Source organism: Streptomyces avidinii (assembly GCF_014650695.1).
Lineage (GTDB): Bacteria > Actinomycetota > Actinomycetes > Streptomycetales > Streptomycetaceae > Streptomyces > Streptomyces avidinii.
In genome coordinates, this window is record NZ_BMVL01000002.1 from 701,416 (window position 1) to 720,508 (window position 19,093).

At 73.6% G+C, this 19,093-nt stretch carries 20 protein-coding genes; 8 read left to right on the top strand and 12 right to left on the bottom strand.

The window, feature by feature from the left end:
* Both IE257_RS07500 and IE257_RS07505 read left to right on the top strand, forming a co-directional pair.
* The coding region (locus tag IE257_RS07500) for a hypothetical protein (protein ID WP_373301787.1) at positions 1–209 on the top strand (209 nt) is incomplete at its 5' end.
* Between the two features lie 97 nt (positions 210–306).
* Positions 307–591, top strand: a complete 285-nt coding sequence (locus tag IE257_RS07505; protein WP_052872877.1) for a chaplin — start codon at positions 307–309, stop codon at positions 589–591.
* Positions 592–680: 89 nt separating this feature from the next.
* Here IE257_RS07505 and IE257_RS07510 read toward each other — a convergent pair whose 3' ends face one another.
* From IE257_RS07510 to IE257_RS07535, 6 genes are all read right to left on the bottom strand, one after another.
* A complete protein-coding gene (locus tag IE257_RS07510) occupies positions 681–1,544 on the bottom strand; it encodes a tyrosinase family protein (protein WP_189965891.1) in 864 nt (287 codons plus the stop codon).
* A gap of 31 nt (positions 1,545–1,575) precedes the next feature.
* Positions 1,576–1,941, bottom strand: a complete 366-nt coding sequence (locus IE257_RS07515; RefSeq protein ID WP_189965893.1) for a tyrosinase family oxidase copper chaperone — start codon at positions 1,939–1,941, stop codon at positions 1,576–1,578.
* Positions 1,942–2,000: 59 nt separating this feature from the next.
* Positions 2,001–2,540, bottom strand: a complete 540-nt coding sequence (locus IE257_RS07520; RefSeq protein ID WP_189965895.1) for a GNAT family N-acetyltransferase — start codon at positions 2,538–2,540, stop codon at positions 2,001–2,003.
* A gap of 725 nt (positions 2,541–3,265) precedes the next feature.
* Complete coding sequence (locus tag IE257_RS07525) at positions 3,266–4,426, bottom strand: acyl-CoA dehydrogenase family protein (protein ID WP_189965897.1); 1,161 nt, start codon at positions 4,424–4,426, stop codon at positions 3,266–3,268.
* On the bottom strand, positions 4,423–5,616 hold the full coding sequence (locus IE257_RS07530; RefSeq protein ID WP_189965899.1) for an acyl-CoA dehydrogenase family protein: 1,194 nt from the start codon (positions 5,614–5,616) through the stop codon (positions 4,423–4,425). The genes IE257_RS07525 and IE257_RS07530 overlap by 4 nt, the downstream gene beginning before the upstream one ends.
* The gene (locus IE257_RS07535; protein ID WP_189965901.1) at positions 5,613–6,590 is read right to left on the bottom strand and encodes an NADPH:quinone oxidoreductase family protein; all 978 of its coding nucleotides are present in this window, start codon (positions 6,588–6,590) and stop codon (positions 5,613–5,615) included. Before IE257_RS07535 ends, IE257_RS07530 begins: the two co-directional genes overlap by 4 nt.
* A gap of 225 nt (positions 6,591–6,815) precedes the next feature.
* Between IE257_RS07535 and IE257_RS07540 the strand changes: the two genes are divergently transcribed.
* The 5 genes from IE257_RS07540 to IE257_RS07560 all read left to right on the top strand — a co-directional run bounded on the left by IE257_RS07540 (position 6,816) and on the right by IE257_RS07560 (position 11,101).
* A complete protein-coding gene (locus tag IE257_RS07540; protein WP_189965903.1) occupies positions 6,816–7,919 on the top strand; it encodes a hypothetical protein in 1,104 nt (367 codons plus the stop codon).
* 76 nt (positions 7,920–7,995) lie between these two features.
* A complete protein-coding gene (locus IE257_RS07545) occupies positions 7,996–8,892 on the top strand; it encodes an SDR family oxidoreductase (RefSeq protein WP_189965905.1) in 897 nt (298 codons plus the stop codon).
* 53 nt (positions 8,893–8,945) lie between these two features.
* The gene (locus tag IE257_RS07550; RefSeq protein WP_189965907.1) at positions 8,946–9,659 is read left to right on the top strand and encodes a helix-turn-helix transcriptional regulator; all 714 of its coding nucleotides are present in this window, start codon (positions 8,946–8,948) and stop codon (positions 9,657–9,659) included.
* 94 nt (positions 9,660–9,753) lie between these two features.
* Positions 9,754–10,185, top strand: a complete 432-nt coding sequence (locus tag IE257_RS07555) for a hypothetical protein (protein WP_189965909.1) — start codon at positions 9,754–9,756, stop codon at positions 10,183–10,185.
* A gap of 112 nt (positions 10,186–10,297) precedes the next feature.
* Positions 10,298–11,101 carry a hypothetical protein gene (locus IE257_RS07560; RefSeq protein WP_189965911.1) on the top strand — a complete coding sequence of 268 codons (804 nt, stop codon included), beginning with the start codon at positions 10,298–10,300 and terminating at the stop codon, positions 11,099–11,101.
* Here the strand turns inward: IE257_RS07560 and IE257_RS07565 are convergent.
* Both IE257_RS07565 and IE257_RS07570 read right to left on the bottom strand, forming a co-directional pair.
* Entirely contained in the window at positions 11,088–11,921 is an 834-nt protein-coding gene (locus IE257_RS07565; protein ID WP_189965913.1) for an enoyl-CoA hydratase/isomerase family protein, read from the bottom strand. The two genes, IE257_RS07560 and IE257_RS07565, sit on opposite strands and share 14 nt — an antisense overlap.
* 72 nt (positions 11,922–11,993) lie before the next feature.
* A complete protein-coding gene (locus IE257_RS07570; protein ID WP_189965915.1) occupies positions 11,994–12,755 on the bottom strand; it encodes a PIG-L deacetylase family protein in 762 nt (253 codons plus the stop codon).
* An 18-nt stretch (positions 12,756–12,773) separates the two neighbouring features.
* Here IE257_RS07570 and IE257_RS07575 point away from each other — a divergent pair, with 18 nt between their 5' ends.
* Complete coding sequence (locus IE257_RS07575) at positions 12,774–13,592, top strand: MBL fold metallo-hydrolase (RefSeq protein ID WP_189965917.1); 819 nt, start codon at positions 12,774–12,776, stop codon at positions 13,590–13,592.
* A 63-nt stretch (positions 13,593–13,655) separates the two neighbouring features.
* Here IE257_RS07575 and IE257_RS07580 read toward each other — a convergent pair whose 3' ends face one another.
* The 4 genes from IE257_RS07580 to IE257_RS07595 form a co-directional block, all read right to left on the bottom strand.
* Positions 13,656–15,398 (bottom strand): DNRLRE domain-containing protein, encoded by a 1,743-nt coding sequence (locus IE257_RS07580; protein WP_189965919.1) that lies wholly within the window; start codon positions 15,396–15,398, stop codon positions 13,656–13,658.
* Positions 15,399–15,531: 133 nt separating this feature from the next.
* On the bottom strand, positions 15,532–16,842 hold the full coding sequence (locus tag IE257_RS07585; protein ID WP_189965921.1) for an alpha/beta fold hydrolase: 1,311 nt from the start codon (positions 16,840–16,842) through the stop codon (positions 15,532–15,534).
* 145 nt (positions 16,843–16,987) lie between these two features.
* Positions 16,988–18,073: an S-(hydroxymethyl)mycothiol dehydrogenase gene (locus IE257_RS07590; protein WP_189965923.1), complete on the bottom strand. Its 1,086-nt coding sequence runs from the start codon at positions 18,071–18,073 to the stop codon at positions 16,988–16,990.
* A gap of 73 nt (positions 18,074–18,146) precedes the next feature.
* Positions 18,147–19,085, bottom strand: coding sequence for a LysR family transcriptional regulator (locus IE257_RS07595; RefSeq protein ID WP_189965925.1), 939 nt, complete (start codon positions 19,083–19,085; stop codon positions 18,147–18,149).
* Positions 19,086–19,093 lie beyond the last annotated feature (8 nt).

Here is a 19,093-nt window from a genome sequence, read left to right on the forward strand (position 1 = left end):
ACGACCGGGTCCACGGCCTCACCGCGCCGAAGGGCTGTGTCGAGGCCGAGGGCGGCGGCGCCCGGGCGGTCACCAACGGGACCCGGGGCTCGGCAACGCTCTTCGAGGGCCCCCGGTGCTCGGGCCGGGCCCTACGGGTCCTGCGGCCCGGGGAGGTCGGCCAGGTGCGGCCGTACTTCGCCTCCGTCCGGTTTTCCGTCACCGGGTAGGCGCAGGGGCCGTGACCCCTGGGCCGCCCCCGCGTTGTATGCCATGTCAAATGCCACAGCTTCTGTGGCGCCCCACATATCTCACGAGGAGATCTTGATGTCGCGTATCGCGAAGGCATTCGCCATCACCGCTGTCACCGGCAGCGCCGTTGTCGCCGGTGCGGGTCTGGCTGTCGCCGATGCCGGAGCGCACGGTGCGGCGGTCGGCTCCCCCGGTGTCCTGTCGGGCAACCTGCTCCAGGTTCCGGTGCACGTCCCGGTCAACGTCTGCGGCAACACCGTGAACGTGATCGCTCTGCTGAACCCGGCGTTCGGCAACACCTGCGTCAACGCCTCGGGCGGCGGCGACCACCACACCGAGGGTGGCGACTACGGCCACTGATCGGCTGATCGGCTGATCGACGGAAGGGCCCCCGCCGGACGGCGGGGGCCCTTCCCCGTGTGCGTTCCCGTGGGCGCGGGCCGCGGGGGTCATTCGTAGCGGTACAGGCCCTGGTGGTCGGACATCTCGCGCGGGGTGACGTTCCACGGCGGCATCGGCTCGTCACGGGCGATCACGCGGCCGCGCTGGAGGTCGCCGACGGCCAGGGGCGCGGCGGGCAGATAGCCGGAGCCCGGGTGCCGCTGCTGCCAGCGGTCCCAGATCAGGTCGACGAAGGCGTGGTGCAGCCAGAACGCCGGGTCGTTGGGCGCCGTACCACCCGTCATGTGGCCGCCGATCCACTGGTGGACCTTGTTGTGGTTGCGCCAGCGCTCGCTCTTGGGCGCCGCCCAGCCCTCCAGCTTGTTGCGGAAGCCGCCCGCGGTGGCCGTGGAGTCCCAGGGCGAGACGTCGTAGGTCGGATCGTCCATCGCCCACTGGAGCTCGGCGGCGGTGGGCAGGGCGATCGGGTTCTGCGGCCGGCCGAGGTTGCGGGTGAGGAAGGCGGACTCCGTGATGCCCACCGTCACCGTCCAGTTGCCCTTGTCGTAGGCGAACGGCCCGGTCATCACCTTGCGGTCGCTCGCCCGCCCCGTGCCCCCCAGGAAGTCGTCGGCCCAGAGGGAGGAGACGGGGCTGGTGTCGGTGGTCCAGTCCCAGTAGGGGACGCTGACGCCGGGGTCGATCTCCTGCAACTGCCTCTCGAACTCCAGCAGATAGCGCCGGTGCCACGGGAAGAAGGAGGGGGACATGTGCCCGACGCGCAGCTTGCGGTCGCGGTCCGGCACGAAGTACTTGTCGTGGGTGCGCACCAGCGCGTCGTAGGCGCCGCTGCGCTTGAGCTCCAGCACCGCCGCCGTGAAGCGCTTCTTCTGGGCACTGGTGAGGTTCTTCTGGTTCTGCCGGGTGTGCAATTGCGGGGCTCCTCCCGTTCCCGTGGGTCTGTCAGCCGTGGTGCGGGGCCGCGAGGGCGAGCTGGGTCGTGCCCAGTTCGTCCACGGCGGCCCGGGCCAGTTCCAGTGGCGTCGGATAGGACTGGAAGTGGTTGATCCCGCTGAGGTAACTGCCGTCGGCCCGGCGCATGACGTGCAGCGGCCGCCCGTCGATGCGGACCCCGGCGACGTCGACGGCGATGTGCCGGCCGCGGTACGTCTCCTCGGCGAGCGGCGCCGGGGTGAGGGTCTGCCGGGGGCGCCGGGCGCGCAGCACGGGGGCCAGGGCCGCACCCGTACCGGCGAGCACCGCCGCGGTGAACGCCGTACGGAGAAGCGCGCGACGGGTCAGGGGTGCGGCGGGCGATGCGGCGGACATACGGTCTCCCTCACTCGGTGGCCGGCGGCTACGGGTCTAACGCCGCGCGGCGGACGAGGTCACCCGTGCGCGCTCCGGAGCTGCTTGTAGAACAGGGTCGTGGGGTGCAGCCGGCCCTCGGGGTCGCTGGCGTAGTCGGGGATGGTGCCGGCCTCCGTCCAGCCGGCGGAGCGGTAGACCCGCTCGGCGCCGCTCCCGGTCTCGGTGTCCAGGAACAGCAGCACCACCCCGGCGCGGGCCGCGGCCGCCTCGGCCTCGGCGAGCAGGGCGCGGGCGGTGCCGCGGCCGCGGGCCGACGGGTGGACCATCAGCTTGCGCAGCTCGGCGCGGTGGCGGCCGTTCGCCTTGGTCTCCCGGTACCAGCTGACGGTGCCGTCGATGCGGCCGTCGCCACCGGTGCGGGAGACCCACAGGGCGAGCGAGCCGTCCTCGACCGCGGGCAGCAGCGAGTCCCACCAGGCGGCGGCGTCCCGCTGGTCGAGGCCGGCGAGGAAGCCGAGGGACGAGCCGCCGTCGACCACGGCGAGCAGGAGGGAGGCGAGTTCGTCGCGGTGGGCCCGGAGCCCGGTGGCCGTGAGCGCGGTGATGGTGGCCGTCATGGGCCGAGGATAGGGATCGGCCGGGGGCCCGTAGCAGGCGGGGGCGGCGAGCGCCGGGCAACCACCACGGCGGTGATCGCGACGGCGGTGCGACGGGAAGCGCGAACGCTCTCGCGGGAAGGCGACAAGTACGGGGTGAGGCCGCTACGGCAGGCGGCCGGGGAGGGGAACGCGTGTGAACGCGGACGAAGACGAGCTGCTGACCAGGTCGGCCCGGGACACGGACGCCTTCGAGGCGGTGGTCATGGGGCTGTCGCCGCACCTGCACGGCTATCTGGCGCGAAGAGCGCCGAACGCGGCGGACGACCTGCTGGCGGTCCCCGGAGGTCCCGGGTCGGACAGCGGGGCCGACACGTTCTCGGCCTACATGGCCACCCTGAACCGCCTGCTCACGTTCGCGCCCCTCGCACCACGCCAGCGTGCGGCGGTGTACGAGGTCCTCGCGGACATGCCGGGGCTCCGGCTGGTCGGGCCGGTCCAGGACAGCACAGGCCGTACCGGGACCGCCGTGGAAGCGGACATCCGCAGCGCGCGCATCCGCATGATCATCAGCCCCGGACGGGCGGACTGCTGGAGCAGACCATCCACTACCGCGGCGGGAAGTACGACGGGAAGGCCGCCAAACGCTCGACGATCCTGTCGGCCGGCCCCCAGCAGAGCATCCCCCCGTACCAGGAACGGCTGCCGAAGGGGAGCGCCCTGCCCGGTACGGGCACACCGGCCTCCTAGGGCGCCGGGAGTTCCGCGAAGTCCGCCACCAGGCCCCGGTGGTGGCCCGCCGTGCCGAGCGCCAGGGAGTCGGCCTTGGCCCGTTTGAGGTACAGGTGGGCCGGGTGTTCCCAGGTCATTCCGATGCCGCCGTGCAGCTGTACGCACTCCTCGGCGGCGCGGACCGCCACGCCCGAGCAGTAGGCCTGGGCCACTGCGACGGTCAGCGGGGCGTCGGGGGCCGCCGTGGCCAGAGCGTCGGCCGCGGCCCTGGCCGCCGCGCGCGCGGAGGCCACGTCGAGCCAGAGCCGGGCGAGGCGGTGCTTGAGGGCCTGGAAGGAACCGATGGGGCGGTTGAACTGGTGGCGGCCGCGGACGTGGCCGACGGTTTCCGTCAGGCACCACTCGGCGAGCCCGAGCTGCTCGGAGGCGAGCAGTCCGGCCCCGGAGAGCAGGGCTCCGGCAACGGCCGCCCGGGCCGTTCCCGGGTCGGCGAGGCGGGTACCCGCCGCCGCGTCCAGCGTGACCGTGGCGAGGGGGCGGGTCAGGTCGAGGGGGACCTGCGGGGTCAGCCGGGCCGAGGCGGCCAGGACGGCGTAGAGCCCGGTGTCGGCCAGGACCAGCAGCACGTCGGCGGCCACCGCGTCCGCCACGGAGGTGACCGTGCCGGTCAGGCTCCCGTCGCCGAGGTCCCGGACGGGGGTCGGCGGGGGTGCACCCGGGGCGAGGGTCAGGGGCACGGCCGGTGCGCACACCGTGCGGCCCGAGGCCAGCTCCCGCAGCAGCGAGGTGGCTTCCGCGTTGTCGCAGCCGAGCAGGATTTCCGTGGCGAGCACGGCGCTGGTCAGGTACGGGACGGGTGCCACGGCCCGGCCCAGCTCCTCCAGGACCACGGCCGCCTCGCGGTGGCTCGCGCCCTGCCCCCCGAGCTTCTCGGGCACGAGGAGGCCGGCCGCCCCGATCCCGACGGCGAGGGTGCGCCACAGTTCGGGGTCGTGCGGCCGGTCGGTCTCGGCCCGGGCGAGGACGCTCTTCGCGTCGCAGCGGTCGGTGAGGAGCGCGCGTACGGCGGAGCGGAGCTCTTCCTCGGTCTCCGAGTAGAGCAGGTCGGTGGGCGCCGCGGGGGCCACCGGGGTCGTCGGCGCGGGCGGGGTCGTCGGTGCCGTCGGTGCGGTCATCGGGCGAGGTCCTTCCAGGCGAGGTCCTTGTCGTCGCGTGGCTCGGGGGGCAGGCCGAGGACGCGCTCGGCGACGATGTTGAGGAGGATTTCGCTGGTGCCGCCCTCGATGCTGTTGCCCTTGGCACGCAGGTAGCGATAGCCGGCCTCACGGCCGGTGAAGTCGACGCCGTCGGGGCGACGCATGGTCCAGTCGTCGTACAGGAGCCCGTCCTCCGCGAGGAGTTCGACCTCCAGCCCGCTGATCTCCTGGTTGAGCCGGGCGAAGGTGAGCTTCATGCCCGATCCCTCGGGGCCCGGCTGTCCGGCGACCAGCTGCTGGCGCAGCCGTTCGCCGGTGAGGCGGGCGACCTCGGCCTCGACCCACAGTTCCAGCAGCCGCTGGTGGAGGGCGTGGGTGCGGAGCTCGGGGCGGTCGCGCCAGGCGGCGGCGACGGGGGCGATCATGCCGCCCTCACGGGGGATGCGCATGCCGCCGATGGAGACCCGCTCGTTCATCAGGGTGGTGCGGGCCACGGCCCAGCCCTCGCCGACGGCGCCCAGCCGGTGGGTGTCGGGGATGCGGACGCCGGTGAGGAAGACCTCGTTGAACTCGGCCTCGCCGGTGATCTGGCGCAGCGGCCGGACCTCGACGCCGGGGGCGTGCATGTCGCAGAGGAAGTAGGTGATGCCCTGGTGCTTGGGGAGTGCGGGGTCGGTGCGGGCGATCAGGATGGCCCAGCGGGCGGTGTGGGCGCTGGAGGTCCACACCTTCTGGCCGTTCACGATCCAGTCGCCGGAGTCGGTCTCGCGGACCGCGCGGGTGCCGAGCGCGGCCAGGTCGGAACCGGCGCCGGGCTCGCTGAAGAGCTGGCACCAGACCTCCTCGCCGAGCCACAGGGGGCGCAGGAAGCGGTGCTTCTGCTCCTCGGTGCCGTAGGCGAGGATCGTGGGCGCGGCCATGCCGAGGCCGATGCCGATCCGGCGCGGGTCGTTGTCGGGCGCGCCTGCGGCCTCCAGTTCGGCGTCGACGACGGCCTGGAGGGAGCGGGGCGCGCCGAGGCCGCCGAGGCCCTCGGGATAGTGGACCCAGGCGAGTCCGGCGTCGAAGCGGGCGCGCAGGAAGTCGGTGCGGTCGGTGTCGGCGGGCGGGTGGGCGGCGAGCAGGCCCCGGACCCGCGCGAGCAGCTGGTCTGCGGTGATCGCGGTCATCGGGACGCACCGGGCTGCCGGGGCATGGCCAGGACCACGCGGCCGGTGGTGCTGCCGTCGGCGAGGCGCTGCACGGCGTCGGCGACGGCGGGGAGTGCGATGAGTTCGCTGATCAGGGGCTTGATGGTGCCTTCGGCGGCGAGGCGGGTGAGTTCGGCGTGGCAGGCGAGGATCGCGCCCGGGTCCTTGGCCGCGTAGAGGCCCCAGTGGAGGCCGAGGATCGCGTAGTTCTTGACGAGGGCGTGGTTGAGGGCGGGGGCGGGGATGTCGCCGCTGGCGAAGCCGACGACGACGATGCGGCCCTCGAAGGCCACGCACTTGGCGGAGGCGGTGTACGAGTCGCCGCCGACGGGGTCGTAGACCACGTCGGCCCCGCGTCCGCCGGTGAACTCCTTGACCCGGGACACGACGTCCTCGGTCGTACGGTCGATGACCAGGTCGCATCCGAGTTCCTCGGCCGTACGCGCCTTGGTCTTGCCTCCGACCACTCCGATGACGGTGGCTCCGGCGGCCTTGCCGAGCTGGACGGCGGCGCTGCCGACCCCGCCTGCGGCGGCGTGCACGAGGAGGGTCTCGCCCGGCTGGAGACGCGCCCGGCGGTGCAGGCCGAACCAGCCGGTCTGGTAGCCGATGTGCAGGGCCGCGGCCTCGGCGTCGTTCAGGCTCTCGGGGGCCGGGAGCAGGGCCCGCTCGGAGGCGATCACGTACTCGGCGAAACCTCCGTGGGGCAGGCTCGGGGTGGCGATGACGCGGCGGCCGTCGTCGGTGAGGCCGCAGATCTCGACGCCGGGGGTGAAGGGCAGCGGTGGACGGATCTGGTACTGGCCGCGGACGAGCAGCGCGTCGGGGAAGTTGAGGTTCGCCGCGAGCACCTGCAGCCGCACCTCGCCCTCGCCGGGGACCGGTTCGGGAATCTCTTCGAGGCGCAGGGCCTCTCGGGGTTCGCCGGGGGTATGTACTCGCCATGCCTGCATCCGGGGCCTCCAGCCGCCGTCGAGGAACCACGCTCCGCGGGCATACTAAGCAGTCGCTTGCCTCTCTGGGAACCGTCGGTCGGGGTGGGGAGCCCCTCGGTCCGAATCAACCCGTGCCATTCAGGCCACATCCGGCTCAAGATCAGGCAACATGTGGCGTGCACGTGTCATGACTCAACGGGGAACAGCACCTGTCCAGGGGGGACCACCTACATGAGAAGAAGCATGTCCGCGGCCGGAGCCGCCATCGTTCTGGCCGGCCTGATCACCGCGGCCGGCCCGGCCGTGGCGGCCGACGCGAAGTGCGCACCGAAGATCCAGGTGCTCGGCACGATCGGGAACGAGTCGTACGCCCGCGACGTCCAGCGCAGCCAGGGGGTCTTCGACCTCGGCGCGGGCGACCTCGCCGTCGGCGTCTCGGGCTACCGGCCCGCCTACTGGACCGGCACCACCGTGCACCCGGTCCCGCTGACCGACCCGAACGTCACGGGGCAGGTGCTCGCCGTCAACGCGCACGGCCTGATGGTCGGTGTCCTCCACCACTCCGGCGCCGCCTCCCTGTTCACGTACCGGGCGGGCGCCGCGGCAATCACCCCGCTGCCGGACAGTGACGGCTCCGACCTCGAAGCCGACATCAATGACGCCGGGTACGTGGTCTCCCGCTCCGGCAGCGGGATCGGAACCGTCTGGAAGGACGGCCAGAAGGTCCGCGACCTGCCCGTACCGGCCGACGCCGGACCGGGGACCCGGATCACGACGGTCACCGGCATCAACAACCAGGGCGACATCCTCGGCATGGCCACGCAGGACTACGAGGTCCCGGAGACCGGCGCGCACCTGGAGGGCACCCGCCCGGTGCTGTGGCCGGGGGACGGCTCCGCCGCCCGGCTGCTGGCTCCGGCCGTGAACGACAGCTACGTGCAGGACCTCGACGAGAGCCGCCGGATCGTCGGCTACGACTGGGCCGGACCGTGGCACGAGTACCAGCCGCTGGTCTGGGAGCCGCCGCTCACCGGGCCCGCGACCTCCCCCGGTGGGCTGAGCTCGCACCCGTACGCCACGTTCGAGGCGATCAGTGCGACGACGAATGTCAGCGTCGGCACGGCCAAGTTCCACCCGGACGAGATGACCCGGCCGGACCAGGCCCTGCTGCGGGCCGGCTCCGGACCGGTCAAGGCCCTGCCGCGACTGGCCGCGGGCGGGGCGAGCATGGCCGATGCGGTCTCGGACGCCGACCGGGTCGGCGGGGCGGCCGTGAACGCGAAGGGCAAGCTCAAGCCGGTGATCTGGACCTGCGCGACCAGGCAGGCGTACAACCCGGGGAGTTAGCCCGGTAGCGGCCGGACGGAGGCCGGGCACCGTGCGGGCATGGCGATCTGAGCGCCCACGCGCTATCGATGGGCGCATGGAGAACCCTCTGCACGGGCTGCCCGCGCCACCCGCCCTCGGCGCCGCCGCCCTGCCCCCCGGGACCTACGCGGGGCAGGTGGTCCTCGTGACCGGCGGCGGCACCGGGCTGGGCAAGGCCATAGCGGCCGAGTTCGCCCGGCTCGGCGCCGACGTGGTGATCGCGAGCCGGCGCGCCGAGCAGCTCAAGGCGGCGCGCGAGGAGCTGGCGGCCGTACCCGGCGCGGGCCGGGTGTCGGCCGCCGTCTGCGACATCCGGGACCCCGAGCGGGTCGCCGAGGTCTTCGACGCCGCGCAGGCGGCCTTCGGTCTGCCGGACGTGCTGGTCAACAACGCGGCCGCGAACTTCCCCTCCCCGGCGGAGGACCTGTCCCCGAACGCCTGGCGGGCGGTGGTCGACATCACCCTGACCGGCACCTGGTTCATGACCCGCGAATTCGGCCGCCGGCACCTCACCGCCGGCACCCCCGGCTCGATCGTGAACATCGGCGCTTCGTACGCCTGGACGGGCGGCCCGGGGTTCGCCCACAGCTCCGCCGCCAAGGCCGGGGTGAAGAACCTGGTGGAGACGCTCGCGGTCGAGTGGGGTCCGTACGGCATCCAGATCAACGGGCTCGTCCCCGGGCTCGTCCCGCACGCGGACATGACCGAGGACATCCGGGACGGCCTGGAGCGCGCAGCGCCCGACGCGAAGGACGCCCGGCAGCCCGCGCTGCGGGTCGGCGCGCCGCGCGAACTGGGCTGGGCCGCCACCTTCCTGGCCTCGCCGTACGCCCGGTTCATCACCGGGCACACGCTGGTCGTGGACGGGGCGAACTGGCAGCGCCGGTCGGTGGTCAACCCCGAGGTGGTCCCGGTCCGTACCCAGCTGGGCCGCGGCCCGTTCGCTTCGTAGGCCGGCGCCGAGGCCCTTCCCTTCCGGATCCTGCCGGGCATCGGCTACGGTCCATGGCTGTGAACCGTACCGAGCGCCTGTACGCCCTGGTGGAGGAGTTACGTGCGGTCTCGCCCCGGCCGCGCAGCGCCCGGTGGCTCGCCGATCGCTTCGGCGTCAGCACCCGCACCATAGAGCGCGACCTCAGCGCTCTGCAGCAGTCGGGAGTGCCGCTCTACGCCGAACCGGGCCGCAGCGGCGGGTACGCGGTGGACAAGGACCACACCCTGCCTCCCCTGACCATCACCCCGGCGGAGGCGGCGGCCCTGGCCGTCGCCCTGCACGGGCTGTCCGGTACCCCCTTCGCCGCGGACGCCCGCTCGGCGCTGCACAAGGTGTTCGCCGTCATGCCGCAGCGCGACCGGCACGCGGCGCGCGATCTCGCCGCCCGGGTACGGCTCGCCGCGCCCCCCGTTCGGCCGTCCGCGCTCCCGCACACCCTGCGCGTGGCGCTCTCGACCCGCCGGCTGCTGCACCTGCGTCATGCCGATGCCCAGGGACGGGTCACCGAGAGCACCGTCGAGCCCCTGGGCTTCCTCGGGGGCGACCACTGGTACCTCATCGGCTGGTGCCGGCTGCAATGCGCCGTACGGGACTTCCGCCTCGACCGCATCCATGCGGCGCGGGCACTGGAGGAAACGGCGGAGCCGCGTCCGGTGGACCTGTCCGAACTGGACACCCCCGGAAAGGATTTCGTCGCACTCGACGAACTCTATGGTTTCGCTTGAGTCCCCTCCCGGAGGTCCAAACACCGACAGGGGGCTGTCGCCGACGGCCCGGAGGCTGGGTGACCACGAACCGACCATGGAAGGCACCGCGCCCATGTCTGTGACGACGACCCCCGCCATCGATTCCGCACCGCTGACCCGGGAGGCCGGCACCCGGCTGGTGGAGGGCTGGACGGCGCTCTGGAACGGAGACGTCGCCCTCGCCGAGCAGATCCTCGCCCCCGGCTTCCGGCTGCACTTCGCGGACGACTTCGACGGTACCGGCTCCGCCTACTCCTTCGGCCAGGAGGAACTGACGGCCTTCATCTCGGCCAACAGCCTTGCCCTCACCGGCCTGACGTTCGCCGCCGAATCCGCACCGCTGGTCGACACCGAGCGCGGCGAGATGGCCTGCCGGTGGACCGAGAGCCACGCCGACGGCGACGGAGAGGTCGCCGTCAAGAGCGGCATCGACATGTTCGCGGTCACCGACGGCCGGATCTCCGCCGTGTGGTCACTCACGGGCAACCGCCGCTTCGCCGCCTGACCCGCACCGGAAGCGGCACCGGTAGGGTCCGCGGAGCGGCTCGCCTCCCCCGGGCCTCCCCCGGGCCTCCCCCGGGCCGCTCGTTGTCAGTGGCCGGTGCGAGGATCGGGGTATGTCTCTCCCCGAACTGACCCTCGACCGCTGGCGGTCGCTCGACCTGGCCACCGCCGGACGCATCGCGCACGAGGCCGCCGCGCAGGTGGGCGGCCGGGTGGTGCTGCTCGACGTCGTCGAGCACCTGGGCGGTCCCCTGCACCGCGTGCGCATCGAGCGCGAGGGGCAGGAGTTCGCCCTGATACCCGGCGGGACGGTGCGGCTGGGGTTCGACCTGGACGCCTTCGTCCCGACGCCCGCGCAGAGCGCCGACTACGCGGAGAGTGCGGAGGAGGGGTACGGGTACGGGCGGCCCGACCTGAAGTCCTATCTCGCCGATGTGCTCAGCCCGCTGCGCACCGCGACGCTGGCCACCGTGTTCATGGCCGTGGCGGACGAGGCCCTGACCGAGTCCCCGGACGACATGCCGGCGGCCCTCGCCGCGCGCGGGCTGCGCATGCCGGGCGCCGACGAGTGGGAGCACGCGTGCGGGGCCGGGGCCGGCACCCTGTTCCGCTGGGGGAACGAGTGCCCCCTGGACCAGCCGTCGTACGGGGGCAGCGGCGGCCCGCGACACGAATCGAACGCCTTCGGACTGCACATCGCCTACGACAGCTACCGCACGGAGCTGAGCGGCGACCCGACCGCCGTGCACGGTGGTGACGGCGGCGAAGCCGTCTGCGGCGGATACGGCGACCTGCTCGGGTGGCTGCCGCTGGCCACCGCCAACCGCAATCCGTACACGGCCGAGTTCACGTACGGGCCGGACGGCGTGGGCGTGTACGAGGAGTTCTCGACGCGGCCGGTGCTCAGCCTCCGCTGAAGCGCGGGGGCCGACGGGCCGCCTTGGCCGTGTAGCCCTCGCTGCAGTCCTCCGAGGTGAGAGTCAGGGCCGCGGTCATCGCCACCCGGTCCAGGGCCGCGGGGAGGGCGGCATCGGCGTAGGCGTCGATCGCGCGCTTGATGCCCTGGACTGCGAGGGGCCCGTTCGCGGCGATCTCCCGTGCCACGGCGCGCGCGGAGGACTCCAGGTCCTCGCCGGGGACGACCAGCTGGACCAGGTTGAGGCGCAGCGCCGTCGCGGCGTCGATGCGGCGGCCCGTCAGGGCCAGGTACTTGGCCCAGCCCGCACCCGCCTCGCGGGCGATGCGGAGGTCACCTCCCGCGTCCACCGCCACCCCCAGGCCGGCCTCCGGCAGCGCGAAGACGGCGTCCTCGGCCGCCACCCGGACGTCGGCCATCAGCGCCAGCTCGAAGCCGAAGCCGAGGCAGTAGCCCTGGACGGCGGCCACCACCGGCTGCGGGAGGCGGGCGAGGACCGCGAACCGCTCGTGCACCCAGCGGATGCCCTCGTAGTAGTTGCGGGTGCGCGCCGCCGGGGATCCGCCCGTGATGGCGCCCCCCGGGGCGGTCACGTCGATGCCCGCGCAGAAGGCCCGGCCCTCGGCCCGCAGCAGCACCGCCCGCACGGACGCGTCGAAGCGGATCCGGTCCGCGAGCAGGCCGAGCTGACGGGTGGACTCCCAGCTCCAGCCGTTGAGTTTGTCCGGACGGCACAGGGTGAGGACCGCGAGACCGTCGGCGACCTCCAGCCGGATGCGCTCCTCACCCTCCGCGATCTCCGTGGAGATGGTGTCGATCACTGTGTCCCGCACCCCCGGCCCGATGGCTGACGACCTGACGAACTGACGAATCGTCAGACTAGGGGTGGCCGGTCAGCGGGGGAAGACCTCGAACGGCACGGCCGGACGACCGCCGAACCGCGCCGCCGCCTGCTGGGCGTTCCCGGTGAGGAAGGTACGGACGTACTCCTCGGGGTCCTGGTCCGTGAGCACCTCGATGTACGCCTTGTGCTCCAGCAGGGACTTCACCGAGCGCTCAAGCCCCGGGCCGGCGTCGGCCGCGTGCGTGGGCGTGCTGGATCCGGCCACCGCGACCCAGCGCACGCCGTTCCACGGCTGCAGCCCCTGCTCGATGAGCTCGGGGAAGATCCAGCGGTTGCCGGCGTCACCGGCCGCGTCCAGCACGGCCCGGCCGACGGCCTTGTGGTCGGGGGTGTTCCAGTAGCCACCGCCCTGCGCACCGCCCCACGTGTCGCGGTGGTTGAGGGTGACGATCAGCTCGGGGCGGTGCCGCCGGATGGCCGCGGCGATGTCCCGGCGCAGGCCGAGTCCGTATTCGATGGCGCCGTCGTGGTAGTCCAGGAACTCCACCTCGGACACGCCGACGACAGCGGCGCTCGCCCGCTGCTCCGCTTCGCGCAGCGGACCGCATTCGTCGGGGGCGATGCTGTCGATGCCGGCCTCGCCGCGCGTGGCGAGGAGGTAGACGACCTTCCGGCCCCCGTCCGTCCAGTCCGCGATCGCCGCGGCGCACCCGTACTCCAGGTCGTCGGGGTGCGCGACCACCGCGAGGGCGCGCGTCCAGTCGGTGGGCATGGGCTGCAAGGCGGGCTGCTGATCAGGTTGTTCGGTCATGTCTCGCACAATAGGCGAATGGACCGTCATGGGCAGGTGGTGGCGCTGCTCGACGCCACGGGGATCTTCTTCGAGCCGGCCCGTACCGCCTTTCCGGGGGCGGAGGAGGTCGCGTGGGCCCGGGCCGCGGAGCTGGATCCGGGGGCGTTCGGGCCCGACGGGGCGTGGGCACTGGATTTCCGGTACTTCGCGATCTCCCGGCCCGGCGGGCGCTGGGTGCTGGTGGACGCCGGGGTCGGCCCGGCCCGGTCCCCGGCCGCCGCGTGGGCCCCGGTGCCGGGGCGGCTGCCGGACGCACTCGCGGCCGCCGGTATCGCTCGGGCCGATGTGGAGGCCGTCGTGCTGACCCACCTTCACGAGGACCACGCGGGGTGGTCGTCGGGGGACGACGGGCGGCCCTTCTTCCCGGCGGCCCGGTACGTCGTGCAGCGCGCGGAGGTGGCCGCGCTGCACCGGGCGGACCCGGTGTGGGACTGGACGGTGGCTCCGCTGCGTGCGAGCGGGCAGTTGCACGAGGTCGACGGCGCCCACCGGTTGGCGCCCGGCATCACCCTGTTGCCGACGCCAGGGCACACCCCGGGGCACCAGTCGGTGCTGGTGGATCAGGGGGAGGGAGCGCGGGACGTGGTCGTCACCGGGGACGTGCTGGTGCACGCGGTTCAGCTGGGCGACCCGGCGGTGCCGTACTCCCACGAGCGCGACCGGGACACCGCCCGCGCCTCCCGCCGGGCCCTGCTGGCGCGGGCGAGGGAGCGCGGCGCACTTCTCGCCACCGCACACCTGACCCGCGCCTTCGTCGAGCCGCCCCCGGAGACGACAGCGGGCCGGCGCCCCTGAGCGGAGACGACAGCGGGCCGGCGTCTCTGAGCGGGGACGCCGGCCCGGCCGGTTGACGTGGGATCAGCCGATCGGCCGCGGGGTCGCGTCGATCCCGGTGGCCGTCGCCCGGAACCAGACGGCCTTGCCGTCGGCGCCGACGGCGGACAGGTCGACCAGACCGTCGCGGTCGAAGTCGCCCGCGGAGACCAGCGTCGGGTAGGCCGCCCGGCCGAAGCCCGAGCCGATCTTCACGCGCAGCGCCGTTCCCCAGCTCCTGGGGTCGAGCTGCCCGGCGGCGTCCTTGGCGCCCTTCACGGCGAAGAGGTCGCCGGAGGCGTCGTCGCGCACCCACAGGTCGGCGGCGCCGTCACCGTCGGTGTCGCCCGGGACCAGGACCGCGACCGTGTCCCAGCCGCCGTCGCCGACGAGGACCGGGGCGCCGTTCATGTCGAGGTAGCCGGAGCGGCTGCCCGTGTACGCCCAGAGCTTCGCACCCTGCTTGACCAGCAGGTCGGGCTCGCCGTCACCGTTCAAGTCACCCGCGTCGGCGATGTCCTGGGCGTCCGACCAGTGATCGTTCCCCTGCGCCGGGTCGTCCTCGATGACGCTCAGGACGATGCCGTCGTGCGGACGGACGCTGCCGAGGCCGTTGTTGGGGAAGAGCCGGAGCTGCTTGGCCCCCAGCCCTTCGACCGACTCGAGCACCAGCAGGTCGTTGTATCCGTCCTCGCCCCAGTCCCCGCCGGCGGCGATGCGGCTGCCGGGGGCGAAGGACGCGCCGCCGTCGACCGGTGCGGCGAAGGTGCCGTCGGCCCGGCCGGCCGAGAAGCGGAGCCTGCCGTCGGGGTCCAGGGTCCACAGGTCGCGCAGACCGTCGCCGTTCAGGTCGCCGGCGGCGTCGCGGACTCCTCCGTTCCCGAGGGCCCAGAAGTGGTAGACGGCCTGGTCCGAGCGCCGCCCGGCCTTGTCGACGCTGTACGCGTAGAGCATGTGGGGACCGGAGCCGGTGGGCGTGATCACGGCGCTGGCGCCCGGCGCCACAGTGACCTCGCGCGGCTCGAACTCCGACCAGTACACGATCTTCTCGATGTTGGTGGCGCCACCGGTGCCGAACGTGAACGTGCCCGGGGTGCGGGCCTTGCCGGTGTTGGCGGGGGCGCCGTTCGAGGCGTCGGGGAACTCGGGTGAGCTGATCACCGGCGGCGCGGGGCGGCCGATGGTGGTCTCCAGCTTCGCGGTCGCCGGGGCGAAGCGCTTCCAGGCCGAGGCGTCGGACTCGTTCGCGGCGAACAGACCGACGGTGACGGAGGTCCGGGACTTGGCCGCGGCCTCCGTCACCAACGCGGTGGCGTCGAATTCGAGGTCGCCGGCCGCGCAGCCCTCACGGCCCTTGGCGTCCGTCACCGTCGCCAGCCGGACGGCCTTGGCGGGCTGGTTGTTCCACGTGGTCTTCGCCGAGACGGCGCCGACGCTCCACAGCTCCACCGGACGGCCCGTGCAGGACGCGGCCCCCGTGTTGGTGATCCGGAAGGTCGCCTTGGATACCGTGGCGCCCGCCAGCGCGGTGGTGTCCAGCCGGAGGTACGCGCGGGACAGCCCCTCGGTGCCGGCCTCGTTGCCGACGCGCAGGTCGCCGGCGGCGTTCCAGTAGGAGTGGTTCGGGTACTTCTTGGACACGCGCGTCCAGGCCTGTGCGCCGACGGGGGTCTCCCCCGCCCCCCCGGCGCTGACGGCCGGCGCGGCGACGGCGGCCGTCGCCGGTCCCGCCGCCACCCCGGCCACGGCCAGTCCGCCGGCCAGGGCCAGCGAGACGGCACTCGACATCCTTCTCAGCATGCACGCTCCACACATCGGTCGGTTCCTCGGGTGAGAGCACCCACCCTAACCGTGTGATCAACTTCTGCGGGAACGATTAATCGGGGGCCCCATCACACCCCTGACCTGCGCGGACCGCGACTCACGCCTCGTCGCGGGCGAGGGACAGCAGGCGGTCCAGGACACGGGGGCCGCCGGCACGGACGCCGTCGTGCTCGAACTCGTCCGTCACCCAGGTCCGCAAGCCCCGGATGGAGCGGGCCGTCTCCAACGAGTGCGCGGTGTCCACGTACATGTCGTCGTGGTAGACGGCGGCGGCCACCGGCACCTCATTGGCGGCCAGGCGGGCCGGATCGTAGAGGGGCTGCCAGCCGGTGCGGGCGGCCAGGAGTTCGGCGGTCTCGCGCAGCGGGGCGAGGGCCGGGTCGGTGGTGAAGTGCCAGGGGTGGATGGTCTCGCCGGTGAAGAGCAGCGGCTCGTCGCCCGCGAGGGCCTTGTCCGCGTCGAAGCGGGGGTGGCCGGCGCGCACGCGTTCGGCGGCCCAGGCGGTGGGGGTGGCGGGGTCCTGGGCGTAGATCGCCTCATGGTGCAGCGCGTAGAGGGGGTGTCCGGCGAAGGAGAGCAGGCCGCGGGCGCTCTCCAGGAAGGCGTCGGAGAGGGCGGGTCCCGCGGGGGTCGGGACGAAGGCGTCCTCCAGCAGGTAGTGGAGCTGGTGGCTGCCGTCGCCCCCGCCGAGGAGGATGCCGAGGGACTGGAAGCCCTCGACGGTGAGGCGGTGGCCGCCGGGGAGTTCGGCCGGTGCTTGCGCGAGGTGGGCGGCGATCCGGCGGGCGCGTTCGACGTCCATCGGGTAGCGGGCGTAGTGGGCCAGGTTCTTGCGCTCGATGCGGGGGTACGCGGCCTCGTACACCTCGTCGGCGGTGGCGGTCAGGGACGGCAGGCCACCGGTGATCAGCGCGGCCGTGAGGCCTTCGGGCGCGGTGGAGAGGTAGCGGGTCGCACAGAAGCCGCCGAAGCTCTGGCCGAGCACGGTCCAGGGCGCGCCGCCGGTCAGGCCGGGCCGGATGGTTTCGGCGTCGCGCACGATGGAGTCGGCGCGGAAGTGGCTGAGGTACTCGGCCTGCCGGTCGGGGGTGCCGCGCAGGGGCAGGGTCTGCCGGTTCACCGGGGTGGAGCGGCCCGTTCCGCGCTGGTCGAGGAGGAGTACCCGGTACTCGGTCAGGGCGCGCTCCAGCCAGGCCTGGCGGCCGATGAAACGGCGGGCGCCGAAGCCCGGACCGCCCTCCAGGTAGAGCAGCCACGGCAGCGTCTCGGGGTCCTTGCCGGCGGCGACGACCTCGCGGGCGTACAGCTCGATCCGCTCCCCGTCCGGGCGCGCGTGGTCCAGGGGGACGGAGAACCGGTGGTCGGTGAGGACCGTGCCGGGCTGGCGGTAGCTGTGTGCGGTGGTCACGGACGGCCCCCAGGGGTACGAGGTGATGAAGACCGCGCCCCGGCCGGGTGGCGGCGGGGGCGCGGGGTGGTGGCCCGATTCTAGGCGGGCCGGGTTCGGCCGGACGGGCCGGCGGTGTGCCGGACCGGTGTTGCCGGACGGGGCGTCAGAACTCGACGACCGAGCGGAGGACCTCGCCGCGTTCCATCCGGGCGAAGGCGTCCTCGACTCCGTCGAGCGGGATGGTCTCGGAGACGAAGGCGTCCAGGTCGAGCCGGCCCTGCAGGTAGAGGTCGATCAGCAGGGGGAAGTCGCGCTCGGGCAGGCAGTCCCCGTACCAGGAGGACTTCAGGGCGCCGCCGCGGCCGAAGACGTCGAGGAGCGGGAGTTCGAGCTTCATCTCCGGGGTCGGCACGCCGACCAGGACCACCGTCCCGGCGAGGTCGCGCGCGTAGAAGGCCTGGCGGTAGGTCTCGGGGCGGCCCACGGCGTCGATGACCACGTCCGCGCCGTTGCCGCCGGTCAGGCCCTGGATGGCCTTGACGACGTCGTCGGTCCGCCCGTTGACGGTGTGCGTGGCGCCCAGGCCCCGGGCCCATTCCAGCTTCCGGTCGTCGAGGTCCACGGCGATGATCCGCGAGGCGCCCGCCAGGCGGGCTCCGGCCACGGCCGCGTTGCCCACTCCCCCGCAGCCGATGACGGCGACGGAGTCGCCCCGCCCGACGTTGCCGGTGTTGAGGGCGGCGCCGAGGCCGGCCATCACCCCGCAGCCGAGGAGGCCGGCGGCGGCCGGGGCGGCGGCCGGGTCCACCTTGGTGCACTGGCCGGCGGCGACCAGGGTCTTCTCGGCGAAGGCGCCGATCCCCAGGGCCGGGGAGAGCGGGGTGCCGTCCTCCAGGGTCATGGGCTGGGTGGCGTTGTGCGTGGCGAAGCAGTACCAGGGGCGTCCGCGCCTGCAGGCGCGACAGGTGCCGCACACCGCACGCCAGTTGAGGATCACGAAGTCTCCGGGCGCCACGGAGGTGACGTCCGGGCCGACGGATTCGACGATGCCGGCGGCCTCGTGGCCGAGCAGGAAGGGGAACTCGTCGTTGATGCCGCCCTCCCGGTAGTGCAGGTCGGTGTGGCAGACCCCGCAGGCCTGCACCCGGACGAGGGCCTCGCCGGGTCCCGGGTCGGGCACGAGGATCGTCGTCGTCTCCACCGGTGCGCCCTTGCTCCGGGCGATGACCCCTCGTACGCGATGCGTCACGTCGTACCCCGCTCTGATCGAATCGGTCTGGATCAACGAACGTACACGGGCGGCACCCGGTACGGGAGTTGTGTCACGTCACGGCGCGCGACCCGGCCAGATCCGGTGGTACGGCGGCCCGAAGTGCCGCGCCGAAGGCCGCCACGGCGGGGTGGGCGCCGGCGCCGCTGCGAAAGGCGAGGTTGGTACGGCGCTGCATGAGCAGGCGCGTGAGGTGTACGGCAGGCCGGTCCGGGCCGGTGACCCCGAGCTGGGGCACGACGGCCACGCCCTGGCCCGCCGCGACGAGGGCCAGCACGGTGGCGAACTCGTCGACCCGGTGGCGGACGCGCGGGGTGAAGCCTGCGGCCTGGCAGGCCCGGACCGTCATGGCGTGGCAGAGGGTGCCGGGGGTGGCGGTGATCCAGGGCGCCCGGGCGTGGGTACGCAGGGCCGCTCCCTGGTCCGGTTCCGGTACCCCTGGCCGGCCGGAGGCCGGGTCGGCGGGCGCGGCCAGGTACATCGCCTCGCTGTACAGCGGTTCGGTGGCCAGCCCCGGCTCGGGCTCGGCCGGTACGAAGTCGTACTCGTGCACCAGCGCCACGTCCAGGTCCCCGGCTCGCAGGGCGTGTGCCACCGCGGCCGGGTCGGTCTCCGAGACCATCGGCTCCAGCCCCGGGTGGCGCCGGGCGAGGGCGATCAGCGCGGCCGGGACGATGGCCCGGGTCGCTGTGGGGAAGGTGCCGATCCGCAGGGCACCGGCGAGCCCGCCGCGCGCCTCGGCGAGATCGGCCTCGGCCTGTTCCAGCTGTTCGAGGACGGCCTCGGCGTGCCGGACCAGGTTCTGGCCCGCCGGGGTGAGCCGGACCCGGCGGCCGGTGCGCTCCAGCAGGGGCAGGCCGGCTTCGCGTTCGAGGACGGTGAGCTGTTGGGAGACCGCCGAAGGGCTGAAGGCGAGGGCGTCGGCGACGGCGACGATGGTGCCGCGGCGGGCCAGTTCGCGCAGCAGGCGCAGGCGTCGTACGTCGAGCATCGGCTCAG